General features: G+C 42.4%; 16 protein-coding genes. 1 reads left to right on the top strand and 15 read right to left on the bottom strand.

What is annotated here, in order from left to right; all coding sequences use genetic code 11:
- Positions 1-19: 19 nt before the first annotated feature.
- The 4 genes from glgA to C1A07_RS13630 all read right to left on the bottom strand — a co-directional run bounded on the left by glgA (position 20) and on the right by C1A07_RS13630 (position 4,140).
- Positions 20-1,462: a glycogen synthase GlgA gene (gene glgA, locus C1A07_RS13645; RefSeq protein WP_101877584.1), complete on the bottom strand. Its 1,443-nt coding sequence runs from the start codon at positions 1,460-1,462 to the stop codon at positions 20-22.
- A gap of 176 nt (positions 1,463-1,638) precedes the next feature.
- Positions 1,639-2,448, bottom strand: coding sequence for a sporulation transcription factor Spo0A (gene spo0A / locus C1A07_RS13640; protein WP_101877583.1), 810 nt, complete (start codon positions 2,446-2,448; stop codon positions 1,639-1,641).
- Between the two features lie 142 nt (positions 2,449-2,590).
- Positions 2,591-3,391, bottom strand: a complete 801-nt coding sequence (locus C1A07_RS13635; protein WP_101877582.1) for an SseB family protein — start codon at positions 3,389-3,391, stop codon at positions 2,591-2,593.
- Positions 3,392-3,495: 104 nt separating this feature from the next.
- On the bottom strand, positions 3,496-4,140 hold the full coding sequence (locus C1A07_RS13630; RefSeq protein ID WP_101877581.1) for a lactate utilization protein: 645 nt from the start codon (positions 4,138-4,140) through the stop codon (positions 3,496-3,498).
- A gap of 171 nt (positions 4,141-4,311) precedes the next feature.
- On the opposite strand from C1A07_RS13630, the gene C1A07_RS13625 reads away from it, so the two are divergent.
- On the top strand, positions 4,312-4,821 hold the full coding sequence (locus tag C1A07_RS13625; protein ID WP_101877580.1) for a flavin reductase: 510 nt from the start codon (positions 4,312-4,314) through the stop codon (positions 4,819-4,821).
- Here the strand turns inward: C1A07_RS13625 and C1A07_RS13620 are convergent.
- The 11 genes from C1A07_RS13620 to nusB all read right to left on the bottom strand — a co-directional run bounded on the left by C1A07_RS13620 (position 4,815) and on the right by nusB (position 18,466).
- The gene (locus tag C1A07_RS13620; protein WP_101877579.1) at positions 4,815-8,423 is read right to left on the bottom strand and encodes an AMP-binding protein; all 3,609 of its coding nucleotides are present in this window, start codon (positions 8,421-8,423) and stop codon (positions 4,815-4,817) included. The genes C1A07_RS13625 and C1A07_RS13620 overlap by 7 nt on opposite strands.
- A gap of 119 nt (positions 8,424-8,542) precedes the next feature.
- Positions 8,543-9,820, bottom strand: a complete 1,278-nt coding sequence (gene spoIVB / locus C1A07_RS13615) for a SpoIVB peptidase (protein WP_101877578.1) — start codon at positions 9,818-9,820, stop codon at positions 8,543-8,545.
- A 135-nt stretch (positions 9,821-9,955) separates the two neighbouring features.
- Positions 9,956-11,614, bottom strand: coding sequence for a DNA repair protein RecN (gene recN / locus C1A07_RS13610; protein ID WP_101877577.1), 1,659 nt, complete (start codon positions 11,612-11,614; stop codon positions 9,956-9,958).
- A 16-nt stretch (positions 11,615-11,630) separates the two neighbouring features.
- Positions 11,631-12,080 carry an arginine repressor gene (gene argR, locus C1A07_RS13605; protein WP_101877576.1) on the bottom strand — a complete coding sequence of 150 codons (450 nt, stop codon included), beginning with the start codon at positions 12,078-12,080 and terminating at the stop codon, positions 11,631-11,633.
- A 14-nt stretch (positions 12,081-12,094) separates the two neighbouring features.
- Positions 12,095-12,937: an NAD(+)/NADH kinase gene (locus tag C1A07_RS13600; RefSeq protein ID WP_101877575.1), complete on the bottom strand. Its 843-nt coding sequence runs from the start codon at positions 12,935-12,937 to the stop codon at positions 12,095-12,097.
- 33 nt (positions 12,938-12,970) lie between these two features.
- Positions 12,971-13,774: a TlyA family RNA methyltransferase gene (locus C1A07_RS13595; protein WP_101877574.1), complete on the bottom strand. Its 804-nt coding sequence runs from the start codon at positions 13,772-13,774 to the stop codon at positions 12,971-12,973.
- Positions 13,775-13,777: 3 nt separating this feature from the next.
- Complete coding sequence (dxs, locus tag C1A07_RS13590; RefSeq protein WP_101877573.1) at positions 13,778-15,640, bottom strand: 1-deoxy-D-xylulose-5-phosphate synthase; 1,863 nt, start codon at positions 15,638-15,640, stop codon at positions 13,778-13,780.
- 42 nt (positions 15,641-15,682) lie between these two features.
- Positions 15,683-16,570 carry a polyprenyl synthetase family protein gene (locus tag C1A07_RS13585; RefSeq protein ID WP_101877572.1) on the bottom strand — a complete coding sequence of 296 codons (888 nt, stop codon included), beginning with the start codon at positions 16,568-16,570 and terminating at the stop codon, positions 15,683-15,685.
- Positions 16,567-16,797 (bottom strand): exodeoxyribonuclease VII small subunit, encoded by a 231-nt coding sequence (xseB, locus tag C1A07_RS13580; RefSeq protein ID WP_330399531.1) that lies wholly within the window; start codon positions 16,795-16,797, stop codon positions 16,567-16,569. The genes C1A07_RS13585 and xseB overlap by 4 nt, the downstream gene beginning before the upstream one ends.
- A 4-nt stretch (positions 16,798-16,801) precedes the next feature.
- Positions 16,802-18,019: an exodeoxyribonuclease VII large subunit gene (gene xseA / locus C1A07_RS13575; RefSeq protein WP_101877571.1), complete on the bottom strand. Its 1,218-nt coding sequence runs from the start codon at positions 18,017-18,019 to the stop codon at positions 16,802-16,804.
- Positions 18,020-18,466 carry a transcription antitermination factor NusB gene (nusB, locus tag C1A07_RS13570; protein WP_101877570.1) on the bottom strand — a complete coding sequence of 149 codons (447 nt, stop codon included), beginning with the start codon at positions 18,464-18,466 and terminating at the stop codon, positions 18,020-18,022.
- Between the last annotated feature and the right edge of the window lie 79 nt (positions 18,467-18,545).

The raw sequence follows: 18,545 nt of genomic DNA, 5'->3' as shown, positions 1-18,545 counted from the left end.
GATGATGTGAATGAAGCTTTTATCCAATAAGCCAGTCGTACAGCTCCTGATATTTCATTGCTGAAGTATTCCAGGAATAATCTGTAGCCATTGCTCTGTCAATAATTTTGTTCCACTCACGTTTTTTATTGTAATAAATATACTTTGCATACTGCAGACTTCCTAACATTTCATGGGCGTTGTAGTTTGCAAAGGAAAATCCTGTGCCTGTGCTTTCGTATTCATTGTAAGGCTGAACAGTATCCTTTAACCCTCCTGTTTCCCTGACAATAGGCACTGTGCCGTAGCGGAGAGCCATCAGCTGGCTGAGGCCGCAGGGCTCAAATAAGGACGGCATGAGAAATGCGTCGCAGCCTGCATAAATTTTGTGGGACATTGGCTCTGAATAGTAAATATTAGCTGAAACTCTGTCATGGTACTTCCAGTCGTAGTGACGGAACATGTTTTCATATTTCTCATCGCCAGTTCCTAAAATCACTAACTGCATGTCGTCTGTACACATTTCATCCATGACGCACTGAATCAGGTCAAAGCCTTTCTGGTCTGTAAGACGTGATACAATTCCCACTACAAACTTCTTTTCATCTACAGGCAGACCCAGCTCTTCCTGAAGAGACTTTTTATTCTTCACTTTTTCCTTGCGGAAATTCTTTGCATTGTACTGCTGGGTAATATATTTATCTGTCTCAGGGTTAAATTCATCATAGTCGATTCCATTTACAATGCCTCTCAGACTTCCTGAACGAGCTCTCATAAGTCCGTCCAAACCTTCTCCGTAAAATGGCAGTTTAATCTCTTCTGCATAGGTATTGCTCACTGTAGTAATGGCATCTGCGTAAACAATGCCTCCCTTCAGCATATTTCCGTCTTTATATGCCTCCAGCTTATCCGGAGTAAAATAGTAATCCGGAAGGCCGGAGAATCTTTGAATAGTCTTTACATCCCACACTCCCTGGAACTTTAAGTTGTGAATGGTGATGACAGACTTCATATTGCAGAAAAATTCTCCCCCTCTGAACCTGTCTTTTAAGTAAACAGGAATCAGGCCTGTCTGCCAGTCGTGGCAGTGTACTACGTCAGGCTGGAAGCCAATTACCGGCAGGGCGGATAAGGCTGCCTGACAGAAGAATGAAAACTTCTCCAAGTCAAAATACCAGTCGCCGTACGGCTTTGGTCCGCAGAAATAGCTTTCATTATCAATAAAATAAAATGTAATCCCCTCATATACATACTGGAGAATGCCTACATACCGGCTTTGTCCCAGATAGTCCATATAGAAGTGATTTACATATGTCATCTGGCTGCGCCACTCTTCTTTTATGCAAAGGTACTTTGGAATCATAACTCTAACGTCAAAATATTCTTTGTCAAAACATTTAGGCAGGGAGCCGACTACATCCGCAAGTCCTCCTGTTTTAATAAACGGCACAGCCTCAGATGCCACAAATAAAATCTTCTTCATAAATAACCCCTCCTTGTTATCTCGCCACAGCCTTCGGCCTTTTCGTCCGAGAACTCTCATGGTATAAGTATACAATAATTCTATGAAATTAGGAAGCATTATTCTTGTATTTTTATGTTGTTTTCACATCTGGCCAAACTTTTTATTCTGCCTTTTTTAGGGGCTTTACATTTCTTTTACAAACGCTTATAATCCAGCCTGATTTTATCGGCAATCAAGGCTATAAACTCTGAATTAGTAGGCTTCCCTTTGCCGTTGCTTACTGTATATCCGAAAATTTCGTTGATGGTGTCCATCTTGCCTCTGCTCCACGCCACCTCAATGGCATGTCTGATAGCTCTTTCTACTCTGCTTGGAGTGGTCTGATGACGTTTGGCAATAGTTGGATATAATATTTTAGTTACTGAGGTCAGCATGTCCTGCTCCTCCACAGAGATGGCGATGGCATCCCTTAAATACTGATATCCTTTTATGTGAGCCGGAATTCCTATTTCGTGAAGCATCTGAGTTACGTCATGCTCCAGATTCTGCTCCATATACTCCTCTTTATTTACATAAGGCTTAACCTTTCTGGTTCCCGACATTGCAACTGCCGCGGACTTTTGACGGATGCTGCCGATTCTGCGCACCTTATCTACAATTACCTCTCTGCGGAAAGGTTTCATAATATAATAATTGGCTCCCTGGCTGAAAGCTTCCTCTGTTATATTTTCGCTGCCTGCAGCCGTTACCATAATAAACGACGGGCTTTTTGCCATTTCCTTATTATTTTTGACCTTTTCCATTACGGAAATTCCGTCCAAACGCGGCATAATAATATCTAAAAGCACTACGTCAGGACATGTTTTTACAATCATATTGTAGGCGTCTTCCCCATTTTCCGCCCTTCCGACTACACGAAATCCTTCTTCTCCCTCCAGAATATCGCCAAGCAGACGCAAAGTCTGTGGATTATCATCAGCAATCGCTATATTTAATTCTCCCATTGTTCCTTCCTCCTCTTTTTTCCTGTTGCAAAAGTATTATAGTCCTCTCGATTCTTATCTTGCAACGAGATTCAGTCGCAAGTTTCGACACTAGTCTCATATACTTTGTAACGTTTTGTAGGAAGGATTGTTGCTGAAAAAATTAAAAATTCTTAGTAATTTCCTGTATTTTCTCCCTGGTCAGCACCAAATTGAAACTGCCAGGGTCCATTACATAACCCTTGGCATCTTTTGTCAGATACTGCAAAAGCTGCTGAAAAGTTATTGTTGTAATTCTCAGATTCTGCACATTTTTTCCCGCATATTTGCGGAATTCAGGTAAAGAAGAGTAGATCGGCTCATACATATCCCCCTCATTTGTCTTTAAAAGTGGAACCCTTACCTGATCGCTGCTTATATTTCCAACCTGCTTTCCATCTTCCGCCTGGGGAGTCTCAAGAGCCAGAATAAATTTAGATTTAACCAGATTGGCAATCATCTCCTCTTCCATGTCTCTCATTTTGTTTACATCCCGCTCTGTCTGGCGGCGCAGTTCCTGCATAAAATAAGCCACTGTCAAGGTTAACAGAGGATTCATAGCCGGAACTGCCTCATTTTTAACAGGATCTAAATCAGGCGCCTTGGCAAGCTGATCTAAATCAATTCTGGTCTCCCCGGTGCCGTCCACATAAACTACCATATTGACAGCCATGGCATAAAGGCTGTTAAAAAATGCCTGCTTCTGGTCCTGGTTAATCTGCACTGCCGCTACAGGAATTTTCTGCTCAGCATATGCTTTTCCAAACTCCCTTATTCTCTCTTCTGAGTCAAAAATATACACCTGGTCGTCCGCAGTCTCCTGGTCGCATTCCACATATGGCATTTTTGTCAGCGGTGAAAACACGGAGTATACTTTCTCCATTTTCTGTATTTTTTTAATAACAAATGTATTATCTATTGCCATTTCTAATCCCCTTCTGTATTTTGTAAAATCTGCTTCCTAAGCAGTTTCATGCTTCCCTATTACTTTACTACGATTTACTGTAAATAGGCAACCTGTTTTTACTTTTACAGGCCAAAAGCCTCTCCTATGAGAATGACCTTAATTCTTCCAGGCACCCTGTTGCAACGCATCTCCACAATCTGAGAGCATGTGCATTCTTTTTTGCTGCAGTCAAAACAGCAGCCTGTATTTGTACAGGGTAAATCTAATCCCAGGCGCAATGCATTCGCAGGCGCCGTCTCTGTTCTGGCCCTTGTGACGGCGGCGTCTCTGTCTCTGCATATTTTATTCATTCCCACCAGCAAAATCACGCTTTCCGGCCCAAAGGCAATGGCTGCGATTCTGTTTCCCATGCCGTCAATATTAATCATAATTCCGTCTTCGCTGACAGCATTTACGCTGGAAAGAAACGTATGGCATGTGAGAGCCTGCCTCATCATTTTGATTCTCTCTTCTTCTGTTTCAGCCAGATCTCTGTCAATAACCTGATAATTTCCCTCTTTTATAAGCTTTGTCAAGCCTATTTCATGGATGGTTAAGGAGCCGCCCCAGGAAACAGTTTCTCCTTCCGGTATGAAGGATAAGGCCTTCTTGGCCCCCTCCTCTGCTGTTTCACAAAAATATGCCTCAAAATTTCTGTCCTGCAGCGCTTTTATAATTCTGGGCGCCATTATTTTATACCGCTGTTTAATAATTTCTCCACTTTGCATTGTATTTATCCTTTATTTAATTTATATGTCAATATATGTATGGCTCCTTTCGTCCTATAACCATTTGCCTCCCTGTGAAATTGTGATATAATTTAGGAGGAATTGACATATTTTACATTCCATTATTTTACCTTATTCACTATTTTTTTACAAGACAGGAGGCTTTTTATTATGAATTTTAAAGAAATAACAGCAGATCAGCTGCAGATAAATCCTTTTACAAAAATCGGTTCTGAATGGATGTTAATTACAGCAGGAGACAAAACAGGCTTTAATACTATGACAGCCAGCTGGGGCGGCCTGGGAGTTATTTGGGGCAAATATGCGGCTACAGTTTATATTCGTCCTCAGCGCTACACAAAAGAATTTGTGGACAGCAGGGATTTATTCACCATTTCCTTTTATGGCCCCAAATATAAAGAGGCTTTAAAAATCTGCGGCTCATTGTCAGGGAGAGATGTAGATAAAACGGAAAAAGCAGGTTTAACTCCTTATTTCACAGACAAAACAGTTGCCTTTTTGGAGGCGGACATGATTTTTATATGCAGAAAAATGTACCAGGACCAGATGCCCGCCGAAAACTTTATTGATAAAGAAAATGATTCTAAATGGTATCCCAATAAAGACTACCACACCATGTATATTGGGGCCATTGAAAAAATTTTAGTGAAGAATCAGTAAAAGGCTGTAAAAAGTCTAATTTCACCGGGAATCAGCCATTTCTCACAGTAGTTTTCTAAATGTATTTTTACTTTTTCCATATCCGGCTTCTGGGAGCCAAAAATATCTGCTGTTAAGATCAGTTTATTATTTTCTCCATAGTAAATATAAGCCTCTGCTTTCTCTATGCCGTTAAAGGAAAGCAGGGCTTTTTCCAGCTTATGCAGATCTAAAAAATACCGCCCTGCAATTCCCTCTGACATAATTGTCCTGCCTCCCTTTTCCAGCATATCAATGGAACCATCCGGTAAAATTCTGGCTGTTTTTCCCGTCTGGTATAATATTCCAGGCCCATAAGGGTTTGTAATTTTATCTGTATATCCGTGGGTTTCACAATCCATAATATACAGGCTGCCCCATGCTCCAAAGGGCTGTTTTCTGCAGCTTTCGTCAAATATATACGCCTTTACCTTTGTATTTTCGTCTATATTAGGAATCAGCCTGCTGCCTGCCTCCAAATTTACATCCTTTGCCTTTATAAAATAATGTTTAGGAAAAACATTTTCCGGCAGGTATTTTTTCAGTCTGCGGGCGGAGGGTTCCTCCAGCATAGCCTGTAAAATGGTTTCCAGACAAATCATAAAGATTTTCAGCTGATCTTTGTCAAATCTGTTTTCCCAGTATCGCAGTTCATAATAATATCCTTTTTCATCTGACATAACCTGAAGATGAAAAGGCAGGGAATCCAGCTGTATTTTTACCTTCTCCGCCGGCATTCCTCCTATTTGATTAATGTTGAGAATATCTCCCTGGTACTGGAAAAACATTTCATCAGCATGGAGATTAGAAATATAGCATCTCATTGTGTCCATAATCTGTTTTCCCGACCTTTGAAGCAGCTGAGGCACTGTCTCGTGGGGAATTCTCCGGCAGCGGAAATAATATGTAAGGAACAAGGGGCCTGCCAGTCTGTTCCATCTGCTGTCTGTTCTTCCGCTGTGTATACTTGTGCTTACTGTATCCATTTCATTGCTGAAAATACCAATACAATAATTAAATGCAGTAAGAAACATTACATTTTCTGACACCCCGTATTTTTTACAAAAAGCAGTGATTTTTTTCCTGTTTAGCTTTTGAAATCTCTCCTTTAAAACTGCGTTATGGCCCTTAGTTAAATCGAAACACTCTTTTCTGTTAAGAATACTTTTCTTGATTTTAAAGCCCTGCATCAGTTCCTTAAAGTACTGTTCATTTTCTTTTCTCAGCCCCTGCTTATCTTTATCTTTTTCATCTAATATATATTCAAAAAATGTATATTCTTCCTTTTCCACCTGCTGCCCGCCATAACACTTATTAATATCTTCAAATATAATGTTCATTGTCATGCCGTCCCCCATAATATGAGCTATATCTAAAAAGAAATAGTTGGCGGACTCCGTCACATAGATGCCTCCGTGATAAAGGGGCTCATTTTCTTCATAGGTATATGGCTTCAGCAGGCTTTTCTGCTGTGTCCTCCACTGTTCGTCGCTTAAATAGATAATAGGGAAATTAATTCTTTTTTCATCATATCTGAAATTTTTGTACGCTCCCTCCTCCATCTGAACAACTGCTTTTAATCCTGGATGGGCGTCAAAAACATCCTCCACCGCCTTTTTCAGCTTATTTAAATCTACGCCGCTGTGAAGGCGGAACAAAAATGGCAGATTGGCCGTAGTATTTCCCCGCATTACATAAGCAAAAAACAACTGCAGATTAGTTAAAGGATATGTTTTTCTCACAGTAAAATCCTTCTGTCTTGTGTTTTGTCCCTTCAAAAATAAATTTTCCAGCTTTTCTATTGTTGAATTTAACATTAAGTCATTTAAACTCATAGACATTTTCAGCTTTTCATAAAGATCTGCTAAAAACATAACGCTGCCCAGTGAATCCAGCCCGGCTTCATAAAGATCTGTGTCAATTCCAAAACGGCTGTGTCCCAAAGCTTCAGAGGCGCTGTCATAAATCTTTTGCTGCAGCTCATTTTCCGGCATACGCATTTTTAAAAGCAATTCTTCCTCCTGCTTTTTCTCGTCAAAATACTTGCTTCGGATAATTTTTTTAGAAGATGTTTTCTCAAAAGGAGTATCTCTTACACTCCACTTCATAATCCTTTTATAAGAGGGCAGATCCTGATTATGTTTTTTTATAATCTCTCCTACAGCTTCCTCAATATTCTGTATTTCTGCCGCCTCTGCATATTGAAATCTGGGATAAATTTCCGCCGTTATCATGTCATTCTGGCCAAATACTAAAATATCTTCAATTAAGCCTTCATCCTCAAACATATTTTCCAGCTGCTCCGGCGCCACATTTTCACCGTTGCTTAATATAATTAAATTCTTCTTTCTGCCTGTAAGGTAAAGAAAGTTTTCCTCATCTATATACCCCAGATCCCCTGTACTCAGCCAGCCGTCCTCTGACAAAACCTCAGCTGTTTTCTCAGGCTCCTTATAATATCCCATCATTACAGAGGGGCTTTTCACCTGTATTTCGCCGTCTACTATACGCACCTGGCAGCCATCCACAACCTTTCCCACTGATTTAATTTTATCAAGCCTGGACCAGTCTGGAGCGGAAATTTTAGGAGAACATTCTGACATTCCATATCCCTGGGCAATGGAAATTCCCAGCTCCCTGTAGTTTTCAGCTAAATCCGGAGCCAAATATCCTCCTCCGCTGATTATTTTGTGAAGGCGCTTTCCCAAAACCTCCTCACAAATTTCATCTATTGGACGGTATGGCTTCTGCTGTTTTAATATTCTTATTTTGTTGTAAAGGGCTTTTGCCACCATGGGTACCATGCGAATTACTGAAGGCTGAAATAACTGGATGTGAGCCGCTAATTTAGACATGTCCTGATTCAGGCACAATGTGCTGCCATAGCGCATAACGATAAAAATGTCTCCATTTAAGCAGAATACATGATGAATCGGTAAGATGTTCAGATAAGTTTCCCTTTCCGGGTGATCTGTGTCTGTAGTGCAGAATGTGTTGTGGATTAAGTTTTTATTGGACAGCATAACTCCTTTGCCTCTGCCTGTTGTGCCGGAGGTAAATAAAATCATGGCGCAGTCATTTTCCTCTGCTTTTGTTTCTGATTTTTGTCCTGCAAACTCTTTTAAAATATTGTGGGAGCAGGGAACATGCTTTCCATGCTGAAGAGAAATATACTCTTTTACATCAGGACATAATTCCCTGACTCCATCTATTAAAGCTCTGTGCTCCCAGTCATAAAATAAAATATCTATGTCAGAGCGGTTTAAACAGTCTTTTAAAGAAGACACATTCATTTGAATGTCTAAAGGCACTCCGGTGCTGCCGCTGCTCATTACCCCTAACAGCACAGCCAGATAGTGATAGCTGCTGCCTCCAAATAAGCCTACCTTTATTTTGCGTCCCTCTTTTTTCATATGTGCTTTTGTCCACGCTGCAACTGCCTCACACTGAGAGGCAAATTCTCTGTAGCTGACCTGGTACACTACGTCGTTTTCCTCATAGCGCAGAAATACCTTATCTTTGTACTCCTTAGCGGCATTCTGCACCAGATCGTATATTGTTTTTGTATTTTCACAGGTGATCATAACTTTCCCCCTTTTCCAGGCTTACTTTCATCGCCTAATTCGCAATATAGCACATTTATGAGGCAAATTCAACAAGCCTGCGGGGAAATGAGTATTTTTTACCTGATTTTTATCAGAATTTAATGCTGAAGCATATTTTCTATAAATATTCCATATCCTTTTGTGGAATCCTGAAGAAATACATGGGTCACAGCTCCCACTAACTTGCCGTCCTGAATAATAGGACTTCCGCTCATACCCTGGACAATTCCGCCTGTAATCTCTAAAAGTCTGGGATCTGTGACCTTTATAACCATTCCTTTGCTGGTATGGGAGGTGGAATAATCTACTTTCTGAATTTCAATATCATATTCCTCCAGCTGTCCAGATACGCTGCTGCGGATCACTGCAGGACCTTTATGAACGTCCTGTCGATACCCGATCTTAATTGCCTCCTGGGACATTTTCTTTATAAACCGGTCGTTAACTGTTCCGAATATTCCTTCTTCTGTGTTGGCCTCTATAGTTCCCAGGGAGGAGCCTGGCCCATAATAGATAACTCCCGACATGACTCCAGGCTTACCTGCGCTTCCCTTTTCAATTCCAATAATCTCAGTATCGTAAAGACTTCCGTCCCCTATTTCCATAATAGTTCCTGTGTCGCTGTCGCTGATTCCATGGCCTAAGGCTCCAAAGCTTCCGTTCATATCCACATATGTCATGGTTCCAATGCCCTGAGTGTCGTCTCTCACCCAGGCTCCCAGCTTGTAATCGCCGTCGGCAGTGTACACCGGATTCATTTTCACTTCAATTTCCTCTCCGCCTCGGCGCACAGAAAGTACAGCTTCCCCATCCTGAATCTGGTTTACCTCTTTAATCAGCCCTTCTTTTGATACAATGGCCTTGCCGTTTACTGCCTCTATATAATCTCCTGATTTTAAAATGCCTGCTGCCGGCTCTACATTGATCCCGTCTTCCCCTGTAATTTCACCTGTTCCAATTACCATAATGCCCTTGGATTTTAAATAGATTCCCACAGGAAGTCCGCAGGGCACCGCATATTTCTCATCTACTACGTCTACCTGAATATCCTTAAAATGAATTAAACCAAACAGGTTCAGCCCCAGCTGATAACTTCCCTGGCTTTTGGCGTGAATAGAAAAGGTGTCTCCGGATGTTATGTGTATTTCATTTGCAGGAATATTAGATCCATTTCCCAGAACTACCTCTTCACTGTCGCTAAGTAATGTTGCATCAAAAATTCCAGGAAAATGGAAATACTCCTGCTCATTTTCCACCACACTTAGTTTATCTGGAATCATTCTTTCTACATAGTAGTATGAAAAGCCTATGGAGAAACACAGACTGACCCAGAAAAGAAGAATTATTTTCCCCCGAATTCTCGCTTTTCCTGCCATTTTACACATACCTCCTCTGAATTTTTAAGTAAGGAAAAAGGAGCAATTTTCATGCTCCTCAAGTAGTATGTGATGATTCAGTTGAAAACAATCTGTGAGATTTTGGCATGATCTCGTCTTACCTTGAAGATAGGTTTAATTAGATTTTTTTGCCATTTTTTTCATCTCTTTTGCATTTTTTAAAACAGCATCTGTAATCTTTACGCCTCCAAGAAGTCTGGCCAGCTCCATAACCATTTCTTCTTCTGACAGCCTTCTGATGACTGTAGATGTTCTGTTGTCCTTTGCTTTTTTCGCAATTTCAAAATGACAGTCCGCCATGGCTGCAATTTGAGGCAGATGCGTAATACAGATTACTTGTCTTAGGCGGGCAATATAACGAAGCTTCTCCGATACCTTCTGGGCAGTTCTTCCGCTGATTCCCGTATCAATTTCGTCAAAAATCAAAGTAGGAATGTCGTCTGAATCTGCCAGCACTGTTTTAATGGCCAACATAATTCTGGACAGCTCGCCGCCTGAAGCCACCATGCCTAAAGGCTTAACAGGCTCTCCAGGATTTGTGGAAATCATAAATTCTGCCTCGTCGTAACCTTCCGGAGTATAATGGTCCAGACGTTTAAACTCCATTTCAAATTCTACATCTATAAAGTTTAAATCTAATAAGCTTTCCTTTATTTCTTTTACAAGCTTTTCTGAGGCTGATTTTCTCATTTCAGATAATTGTTCACAATAGGACTCTAATTGATTCCTGGCAATTTCCATCTGTTTTTCCGTTTCCTGTTTTAAAAAATCAAAATTTTCTAAAACCTCTAATCGCTTTTTCTTTTCCTCCAGGCTTTTTAATACCTGGGAAACTGTACCGCCGTATTTAGCCTGAAGATTCCTGATCTGATCCAGCCTGGATTCAATTCTTGCAAACTCCTCCTCATCAAAATTCAGATTGTCCATATAGGAGGAGATTTCCCTGGCCGCGTCAGACAAAATTGCCTCTGCATCAAATAATTGATCTCTAATGGGTCCCAGTCCTTCTTCATATTCTGCAGCCTGGGCCACATGCTTTAAGGCGTCTCCTAAATCTGTCACTTGAACTGCCTCATATGCCTTGGAAAGAGCCTCTATAATTTTCTGTCCGTTTACAAAGCGGCGGTGAGAAACTGCCAGTTCCTCCTCCTCCCCTTCTTTTAAACCGGCGTTTTCAATTTCCTCAACCTCAAATCTGAGAAAATCTGCTTCTCTGATTCTGCTTTCCTCATCTTCATAAAAGGACTGCATTTTCTTCTGCAGCTTAGTATAGGAGCTGTACATATCTGCAATTTTCTGTTTCACAGGCTGGGTATCATGTCTCAGATAATCGTCAAGAATTTCCAGATGTTTTGATTTGTAAAGCAGGGACTGATGGTCGTGCTGACCGTGAATATCTAAAAGCAGGCTGGTGATGTTTTTCAGCCTGGCCGCTGTAACTGTCTCGTCATTTAATCTGCTGATGCTGCGGGTTCCCATAATTTTCCTGGAAATAATCAGGGTCCCGTCCTCTGGAAGATATACCTCCAGCTCCTTTAACGCCTGTACCTTTTCAGGCTCAGTAACAGAAAACAGCAGTTCAATATAAGCGTACTCTTCCCCCTGACGAATCATATCCCGGGAGGCCTTTTTTCCTAAAGCCAGATTTACTGACCCTAGAATTATAGACTTTCCCGCTCCTGTTTCTCCAGTTAAAATATTTAACCCTTGGCCAAATTCTACATCCGCCCGCTCAATCAGGGCCAGATTTCTTACATGCAGCTCCAACAGCATTTTGTCACCCCTCTTCTCAGCTATTCAGCAGTTTTTTCAGCTTATCCATTAAAATAATTGTATCGTCCACGCTGCGGATAGCGCACATAATCGTGTTGTCCCCCGCCACACATCCTACTATTTCGTGAAAGTGCAGCTCGTCTAAGGCAGCGGCCACAGCCATGGCCATTCCCGATACAGTTTTTATTACCAGAATATTCTGAGCCATGTCCATAGACAAAAACCCGTCCTTTAAAATTCTGGTATATTTATCATTAAAATTCTCCTGACTTTGGAAAACCACATATCTTTGACGGCCGTTTTCCATCTGCACCTTGCTTAGCTTCAGCTCCCTGATGTCCCTGGATACAGTTGCCTGTGTTACATTATATCCTTCCTTGTTAAGATATTCTGCCAGTTCTTCCTGGGTTCCAATTTCAAATTTTCCAATCAGTTCCACAATTTTGCTGTGGCGTTCCAGCTTCATTTTAACATTCCCCCTTAAATTCCTGACATTTTATTGCGCAGATTTTCTAAAAACGATATACTATTTAACTTTATAAGTCTGGTAAAACACTGGGATTTTCTGATTTCAATTCTGTCCCCGCAGCGCAGCTGCTTCATCATATCTCCGTCGTAGGTTACGCACTGCTCGTTTCCCAGTATTTCTATGGAAAGCCTGTCCTCCTCAGGCAGCACAATACTTCTGGCGTTTAAAGCGTGAGAACAAACAGGCGTCATAACAATCATATGAGCGTGAGGCACCGCTATAGGGCCTCCTGCAGACAAATTGTAGGCTGTGGAGCCGGTAGGCGTGGCGATAATCATGCCGTCGGCCGTGTACTCATTTAAAAATTCCTGATTTACAAAAATACGGAAATGGAGAACTCTGGGAGTTCCGGTTCTGGTAAGCAGAATTTCATTTAAGGAAATATCCTGAAAGAATATTTTTTCATCTCTTATTATGGTCCCGTCTAACATCATCCGCTCTTCTATGTGATAAGAGTCTGTAAGAAGACAGTCCAGCATACTGTTAATGTCTTCTTCCCTGCTGATCTGAGTTAAATATCCTAAGTGGCCTAAATTAATTCCAATTAAGGGAATCTGCAAGGCCGCCAGATCTCTGGCCGCCTGGATTAAGGTTCCGTCTCCTCCCAGAGTAATGACACACTCCATCTCCAAAGGCACCTCAGACACATCTGTATATCTGCCTGACTCCTTTGGTCTCTTTTCCTCCTTCAGAATACAGACAGCTCCCTTATCCTCCAGATATTCCTTAATTCCTCTTCCTGTCTCCCTGGCAAATTTTTTGTCCAGGTTTACAATTACATAAAAGTTTTTCATCCGCTTTCCCTTTCCCGGCTGCTATCCACAAAACTACAAGCTGCTGTGGGCTTCATCCACAATTCTTTCCGGGCTTATGGGTACAACAGCGCTGTTTTCCCCATTTTGACCCTTTTGAAGGTATAATAAATACTCTATATTGCCTTCCGGCCCTTTAATTGGGGAAAACTCCAGGTTCAAAATCTGAAAACCTATGGACGCGGCAAAGGAAATCACCTTCTGAATCACTTCCAGATGAACTGATTTTTCCCTTACCACTCCCTTTTTTCCTACCTTCTCTCTCCCGGCTTCAAATTGAGGCTTAATCAGGCAAACTACTTGTCCGTCTTCTTTCAAAAGCTCCTTTACAGGGCCTAACACCTTTGTCAGAGAAATAAAAGACACGTCTATAGAGGCAAAGTCCAGCTGGTCTTTAATATCCTCAGGCTTTACGTACCGGATATTGGTCTTTTCCATACAGACCACTCTGGGATCATTGCGCAGCTTCCAGTCCAGCTGTCCATGTCCCACGTCTACAGAATACACTTTTACAGCTCCGTTCTGAAGCATACAATCTGTAAATCCTCCGGTGGACGCGCCTACGTCCATGCAAGTCTTTCCCGCCAGCTGCAGGCCGAAATTATTTACCGCCTTTTCCAGCTTCAGACCGCCACGGCTTACATAAGGAAGAGTGCTGCCTCTCACTTCAATGTTTACAGTATCCTCAAAGCTTGTCCCCGCCTTGTCTTCCTTCTGTCCGTCTACATATATAATTCCTGACATAATAATAGCTTTTGCCTTTTCTCTGGATTCTGCCAGGTTTCTTTTTACCAGAAGTACATCTAATCGTTCCTTCATATTCTATCCTCTGAAATATTCTTTCATTTTTTTCACAATAGAATCACTGTCAATTCCCAAAGCTTCTCTCAGCCTGGACACATTTCCATGCTCTACATAAGCGTCGGGAAGAGCAATATTTAATACCTGTATATGAGGATAATGGCTGTGAATATAAGCTGTTACAGCCAGTCCATAGCCTCCCTGGAGCACGTTTTCCTCCAAAGTGATAATTTTATTGTGATTTTCTGCCAATCTGTCTATAAGCTGTGTATCTACAGGCTTTACAAAGCGTCCGTTGGCAAGAGAACAGGCATGTCCCTCTGCCTTCCATTTTTCTCTGATGTGCTCCGCAGTGCTGACCATGCTTCCCACTGCCAAAAGGGCGTAATCCGACTCCTGGTAAATCATCTCTCCTCTGCCGTACTCAATAGGCTGGTGAAACTCTTTTAAGCCTCTGTAAGCCTCTCCCCTTGGATACCTGATAGCCATAGGCCCCTGATATGTTACTGCAAATTCCAGGGCGCTTTTAAGCTCCCACAGATTTTTAGGCGCAAATACCGTCATATTAGGCACAGAGGTCAGCAAGGAATAATCGAAAATCCCCTGATGGGTTTCCCCGTCGCTGCCTACAAGACCGGCTCTGTCAATACAAAACAGCACCGGCAGATTTTGAATGCACACATCATGTATCACCTGGTCATACCCTCTCTGCAGAAATGAGGAGTACATGGCCACTACTGGTTTTAAGCCTGCCGCCGCCATACCTGCCGCCGAGGTAATTGCATGTTCTTCCGCAATCCCCACGTCAAAAAATCTTTCCGGAAACATTCTTGCAAACCGTTTTAACCCTGTGCCGTCAGGCATAGCTGCAGTTACAGCCACAATTTTTTCATTTTCTTCTGCCAGCTGACAAATTTTCTTTGCAAAAACGTCAGTATAATCCGGCCGTTCTTTTTCCTTTTTCGGCTTTCCCGTTACTGGATCAAAGGGCACAATGCCGTGAAAACGAGAAGGATTTACCTCCGCCGGCCCATAGCCCTTTCCCTTCTTCGTCCTGACGTGAATCAGCACTGCGTGATCCAGCTTTTTGGCCTCCTTAAACACCTTGCGCAGGGCCTTTATATTGTGGCCGTCCACAGGGCCTAAGTATGTGATTCCCATATTTTCAAACAGCATTCCAGGAATTAAAAGCTGCTTAATTCCGTTTTTTGTCTTGCTGATTTTATCAATTAAAGGCTTTCCCAATACCGGCACCTTGTCTAAAGCGCCTTCTACAAAACGCTTTAAATCATTATATCCTGTGCCTGTACGGATTCCGTTTAAATAATTAGACATGCCTCCCACATTTTCGGAAATGGACATGTTATTGTCATTTAAAACTATAATAAAGTTTTTATTCATTCTGGCCGCATTGTTTAAGGCTTCATAAGCCATGCCTCCAGTAAGCGCTCCGTCGCCGATTACAGACACTACAAAGTGGTTCTGCCCCTGTATATCCCGTCCCTGAGCCATTCCCAGGCCTGCGGAAATAGATGTAGAGCTGTGGCCTGTATCAAAGGCGTCGTAAGGACTTTCCTTTCTTTTGGGAAAACCGCTTATCCCTCCGTACTGGCGCAGCTCGTCAAATAACTCCCGCCTGCCGCTTAAAATTTTGTGAGTATATGCCTGATGGCCTACATCCCAGATAATCTTATCCTCCGGCAGATGGAAGCTGCAAAACATGGCTATTGTCAGCTCCACCACCCCCAGGTTAGAGGCCAAATGACCGCCTGTGCAGCTGATTTTTTCAATAAGAAAGTTTCTTATTTCCGCCGCCAGCTGCTCCAGCTCTTGACTGTTTAATGATTTTATATCTTCTGGATTCTGCAATCGTTCCAAAATCATATTGATACCGCTTCCTTACTGTGTCTGACACACAAAATCTTTTTAGCTTTCTCTTTTTACCAGCATCTTTACAAGAGTCTCCAAAAACTGATTCTTATAAGGCAGTGCCCAAAGACCTTCCACTGCTTCCCCGGAAATTTTTTCTACATCTTCTTTTGCCTTCTTTAGGCCTTCTAAGGTTACGTATGTAGTCTTGTTATTTTTCTCATCGCTGAGAACCGGCTTTCCAAGCACCTCAGGGCTGCTGGTTACATCCAGAATATCATCCTGAATCTGGAAGGCCAAACCTATTGCAGATGCAATTTTTTCTATTTTTCTTATATCTTCTTCTGAAGCTCCTGCTAAAATAGCTCCAATCATCATGGAGGCCTCTAAAAGGGCCCCTGTTTTCAGTCTGTAAATAAAGTCCAGCTTGTCCTCTGGAATAGGCTTATTTGTCAGCTCCACATCTACCGTCTGACCGCCGATCATGCCGTAAATCCCCGTCTTTTCAGCCAGCAGTCCTATACATCTGCCTGCCAGGGCCGGGTCCGCGCCCAAGGCAAATGATTTTGCAGCAGTCTCAAAGGCGTAGATCATTAAAGCATCCCCAGCCAAAACTGCCATATCGTACCCGTATTTAACCCACACAGTAGGCATTCCTCTTCTTAATGTATCATTGTCCATACACGGAAGGTCGTCATGGATTAAGGAAGATGTGTGAATCATTTCTATTGCCGCCATAAAAGGCTCAATCTCTTTTGAAGCTCCCCCAAACAGCCTGTAGGTTTCCCTCATCAGCATAGGGCGCAGCCGCTTTCCTCCTGCTTTTACGCTGTAATTCATTGCCTCCAGCACAGTTTTCTGGTGTCCCTCTTCTGCCGGAAGATAGGACATAACAACCTTTTCTACTTCTTCTGTATACAGTTTCAGCTGTTCTTTTTCATTCATTCTTCTTCCTCCTCCCCATTTAAAACAATCATCTGCTTTTCTACTTTATCTATTTTATCATGGCAGGATTTTACCAGCTTCATGCCTGTCTGATACTGGCGGAAGGATTCTTCCAGGGAACAGTCGTCCCCTTCCATTTTTTCCAGAATTTCCTCCAGCACGGCAAATGTTTCTTCTATACTTGCTTCATCTTTTTTTCTGGCCATGTTCTGTGCGGTCCTTTCCATTTATCTATATTTTCCCAGCTGCCTCCTGCTTTTCTACAGCCTTCACTTCCCCTGTTATTTTTCCGTCTGACAGCTGTACGTGAAAGCTTCTGCCGGGAGCAGTCTGATCTACAGAAACAATTTTTCTCTCCTCTTCATCAGTAATAAACCCAAATCCTCTGCTGATTTTGTCTAAGGGAGATTGGGCGGACAGTCTGCCGGACAAAAGGGCCAGCTTATGTCTGGCTCTCTCTATTTTTTGCTGAATCAGCCTTTCCATTCTGTCCTGAATATCTGCCAGCCTTTGACGTTTATCATTTAGCTGACGTCCAGGATGATGCAGCTTCAACCTCAGCTCATACTGGCTTAACAGACTTTTTCTCTTTTCCACACATCTTTCCATAGACCGGATCAGACTTGTCTCGTAAATTCTTATATCCTCTTCAAATTGTCTCCAGTCAAAAACTGCCAGCTCTGCTGCGGCTGAAGGTGTAGGCGCCCTCATATCTGCCACATAGTCGGCAATAGTCACGTCTGTCTCGTGGCCTACTGCTGAAATCACGGGGGTGGAGCAGTCAAAAATAGCCCTGGCTACAATTTCTTCATTAAAGGCCCACAAATCTTCAATAGATCCGCCGCCTCGCCCTACAATAATTACATCTAACCCCATTTGATCTAAGGCGTGAATTCCTGCGGCAATACTTTTTGAAGCTTCCGCCCCCTGCACCAAAGCAGGGTACAGCACCAGCTGTACGTAGGGATTTCTTCTGTGTGAAATATTCATAATATCTCTTACGGCAGCTCCTGTGGGGGCTGTCACCACGCCTACAGTTTCAGCATATTTAGGGATTCTCTGCTTGTATTCCGGGGCAAACATGCCCATTTCCTCCAGCTGGTCCCTAAGCTTCTCAAATCTGCGAAACAAATCCCCTGCTCCGTCCAGAGTAATTTCCCTGGCATACAGCTGATATCTTCCGTCCCGTTCATAAACGTCCACCGTTCCGGCTACAACTACCTGCTGGCCTTCCTGCAGCTGAAAATCCAGTCCCTTTCTCTGGCCTGCAAACATAACTGCCGCCAGAGTTCCTCCTTTGTCCTTTAAAGTAAAATAAATATGGCCTGAGGAGTGGTATTTGCAGTTGGAGATTTCCCCTTTTACAGAAATTCTGGCCAGAGCAAAGTCCTGCTGGAACAAATTTTTAATATATGCATTTACCTGGGATACTGAATAAACGCTGGCCATTTATCCCACCAATTTAGCCAAAATTCCGTTGACAAATCCAGGGGCCTCGCTGCCGCCGAACTTTTTAGCCAGCTCCACAGCCTCGTTAATAGCCACTCTTTCAGGAATTTCATCGTCAAACTGAAGCTCATAAACAGCCAGCCTAAGGATCGTCAACTCCACCTTTCCCATCCGCTTTGTTTTCCAGCCTTCCGCCACCTCATTAATCTTTTCGTCCAAAATCTCTAAATGAGCCATAATATCCTCCACCCGGTTTTGGATATACTCTCTGTAGGTGTCATTCAGCTCTACCTGGTGCAGAATTTTTGTATTTCCCTCCGGCGTAGTTTCATCTTCCTCTGGAGCCTGGAAATACTGTTCTAACTGCATTTTGGCCTCCTCTGTATTATAAAAATCAGCGCAAAACAACATTTTAAAGCAATGTTCCCGCAGTTCTCTTCTGGTCATGTTTATTCCTCCTGGTATCTTTATTTCCTTTAATAAGTTATCATTGTACTTTTTGGGCCTGGCCTTCAGGCATACTAAA

The sequence above is a fragment of the Lachnoclostridium edouardi genome, assembly GCF_900240245.1.
GTDB classification, from domain to species: domain Bacteria; phylum Bacillota; class Clostridia; order Lachnospirales; family Lachnospiraceae; genus Lachnoclostridium_A; species Lachnoclostridium_A edouardi.
The sequence above is the reverse complement of the archived record's forward strand: the minus strand, read 5'-3'. Positions and strand labels throughout refer to the sequence as shown.

Excerpts from the sequence above, each read along its gene's own strand:
- glgA (WP_101877584.1), bottom strand. The coding sequence starts at position 1,462 with ATGAAGAAGATTTTATTTGTGGCATCTGAGGCTGTGCCGTTTATTAAA.
- spo0A (WP_101877583.1), bottom strand. The coding sequence starts at position 2,448 with ATGGGAGAATTAAATATAGCGATTGCTGATGATAATCCACAGACTTTG.
- C1A07_RS13635 (WP_101877582.1), bottom strand. The coding sequence starts at position 3,391 with ATGGCAATAGATAATACATTTGTTATTAAAAAAATACAGAAAATGGAG.
- C1A07_RS13630 (WP_101877581.1), bottom strand. The coding sequence starts at position 4,140 with ATGCAAAGTGGAGAAATTATTAAACAGCGGTATAAAATAATGGCGCCC.
- C1A07_RS13625 (WP_101877580.1), top strand. The coding sequence starts at position 4,312 with ATGAATTTTAAAGAAATAACAGCAGATCAGCTGCAGATAAATCCTTTT.
- C1A07_RS13620 (WP_101877579.1), bottom strand. The coding sequence starts at position 8,423 with ATGATCACCTGTGAAAATACAAAAACAATATACGATCTGGTGCAGAAT.
- spoIVB (WP_101877578.1), bottom strand. The coding sequence starts at position 9,820 with ATGGCAGGAAAAGCGAGAATTCGGGGGAAAATAATTCTTCTTTTCTGG.
- recN (WP_101877577.1), bottom strand. The coding sequence starts at position 11,614 with ATGCTGTTGGAGCTGCATGTAAGAAATCTGGCCCTGATTGAGCGGGCG.
- argR (WP_101877576.1), bottom strand. The coding sequence starts at position 12,080 with ATGAAGCTGGAACGCCACAGCAAAATTGTGGAACTGATTGGAAAATTT.
- C1A07_RS13600 (WP_101877575.1), bottom strand. The coding sequence starts at position 12,937 with ATGAAAAACTTTTATGTAATTGTAAACCTGGACAAAAAATTTGCCAGG.
- C1A07_RS13595 (WP_101877574.1), bottom strand. The coding sequence starts at position 13,774 with ATGAAGGAACGATTAGATGTACTTCTGGTAAAAAGAAACCTGGCAGAA.
- dxs (WP_101877573.1), bottom strand. The coding sequence starts at position 15,640 with ATGATTTTGGAACGATTGCAGAATCCAGAAGATATAAAATCATTAAAC.
- C1A07_RS13585 (WP_101877572.1), bottom strand. The coding sequence starts at position 16,570 with ATGAATGAAAAAGAACAGCTGAAACTGTATACAGAAGAAGTAGAAAAG.
- xseB (WP_330399531.1), bottom strand. The coding sequence starts at position 16,797 with ATGGAAAGGACCGCACAGAACATGGCCAGAAAAAAAGATGAAGCAAGT.
- xseA (WP_101877571.1), bottom strand. The coding sequence starts at position 18,019 with ATGGCCAGCGTTTATTCAGTATCCCAGGTAAATGCATATATTAAAAAT.
- nusB (WP_101877570.1), bottom strand. The coding sequence starts at position 18,466 with ATGACCAGAAGAGAACTGCGGGAACATTGCTTTAAAATGTTGTTTTGC.